General features: G+C 74.3%; 3 protein-coding genes. 1 reads left to right on the top strand and 2 read right to left on the bottom strand.

What is annotated here, in order from left to right; translation table 11 throughout:
• On the bottom strand, positions 1-267 hold a 267-nt coding region (locus tag NHG85_RS06625; RefSeq protein ID WP_253330944.1), incomplete at its 3' end, for a hypothetical protein.
• Between the two features lie 12 nt (positions 268-279).
• Between NHG85_RS06625 and NHG85_RS06620 the strand changes: the two genes are divergently transcribed.
• Positions 280-1494: a hypothetical protein gene (locus NHG85_RS06620; protein WP_253330942.1), complete on the top strand. Its 1215-nt coding sequence runs from the start codon at positions 280-282 to the stop codon at positions 1492-1494.
• Between the two features lie 29 nt (positions 1495-1523).
• On the opposite strand, the gene NHG85_RS19830 is transcribed toward NHG85_RS06620, so the two are convergent.
• Positions 1524-1637 (bottom strand): DUF4175 family protein (locus NHG85_RS19830; protein ID WP_370362985.1); only part of this gene is annotated, 114 nt, incomplete at its 5' end.

The raw sequence follows: 1637 nt of genomic DNA, 5'->3' as shown, positions 1-1637 counted from the left end.
GAGGCCGCCGCCCGCCGCCGCGGCCCCGCCGCCGCAGCGCCAGCCATGGAGGCCGCTTCCGAGCCGGAGGCCGAGCCGGGCCCGCTTGACGCCGCACCGGAGGAAGGATCCGAAGCCGAAGCTGTTCCTGCGTTCGATGACGCACCGGACGCCGGGCCCGACGGGGGGGAAGACATCGATCTCGCCCCGGATGGCGAAGACGATGACGAAGGCATGGACGCCGCGGCGGGCCGGACCGCCGCGGCGCCTGCCGAGCCGGAGGATCATGATCTTTCCGAGGTGTCCCGACCGGATGAGGCACCCGCATCGGATCCGGCCCGGCACGAGGCCTCCGGCGCGCCGTTCGCGTCGGAGGCGGAGCCCGCAGCGCCCGGGGAGGACGAGGCGGAAACGCCCGCTCCGGCGCGGTACGACCCGTTCGAGGAAAACGACGAGGACGAGGCCGAGATAGATTTCGAGACGGTCACGCCCGATCGCCCGACGACCGGCCCCGATGCGCCGCGCATCGAGAGCCGCGACCTATGGGAGGAGGAAGAGGACGAGGCGGATTCGGATTTCGAGCGCCTGCTGCGTGGCGAACGGCTCGAGGCGGAGGCCGACCCGGATGCGCGCGCTCGGCAGGCCGATCTCGACGCCGCGCGGGCGGCGGCCATGCCGCTGCCCGGTGTTTCCGACGACCGCGACGAAGCGCCCGACTCGGGTGATGCGATGCCGACCCTGCCGCAAGAGGACATGCCGCCCGAGCCGGGGTCCGACACGCTCGCGCCGCCGGGCGAGGCCGCGCCGTTCGAAGACAGGGTCGATGATGATCTCGACGACCCGGCGCTGATGGCCAGCCTGTCGGCGGAAAACCCGGATGAGTCCCGCTCGCCCGCGGCACCTGCGCCCTTCGAGCCGCTGCCACGGGACGGGCGGGAGGACGACGCCGGGCCGGAGGGGCCGGATGACCGGGCCGCGCGTGAGACCCAGGCGGAGCCCGAGGATCGGGCCGAACCGGCCGAGACCGTCGAGCCGGACACCGCCGGACCGGGCGCGAGCGACGACATGGCCGATACCGGGGACGGGATCGCGCCCGACCCTGCGTCCGACTCTGAGGCCGAACGGGAGACGCCCGACGCTTTGGATGAGGCACCGGAGGACGCGGCGCGGCAGCGCGCGAGCATGGCCGCCGCATCGACCGGCGCGGTGACGCGGCGCGACCTGCTGCCCGATATCGAGGAGATCAATTCCAGCCTGCGCAGCACCGCGATGCGCGGCCCGGCCCACCGCGCCTCCGACCTCGGCGAGGTGCGCCGGGGCAGCGGCTTCCGGCTCGGTTTCGGCACGGCGCTGCTGATCGCGGCGGCGTTGGCCCTGATCTATTCCCATGCCGGGCGGATCGGCGCGGCGCTGCCGCCGCTGGCCGAGCCGCTCGACGCCTTTGCCGGTTCGGTCGACATGCTGCGCGGGCAGCTCGACGCCTGGCTGCGCGGGCTGCTGGCGATGCTGGGCTGAACTGGGGCTGAGCCGACCCGGCCGCGCGATCAGAACAGGTCGAGCAGGCGTTCGAGGTAGTCGCGCTCGGCCTGCGGGCGCTCGCGCTCGGCGGCGCGGCGGCGGATCTCGCCCAGAAGCTCCTCTGCGCGCCGCGCCGGATC

Source organism: Limimaricola litoreus (assembly GCF_024159025.1).
GTDB lineage: Bacteria > Pseudomonadota > Alphaproteobacteria > Rhodobacterales > Rhodobacteraceae > Limimaricola > Limimaricola litoreus.
Note: the sequence above shows the minus strand (reverse complement) of the source record. Positions and strands in the feature narration are given on the sequence as shown.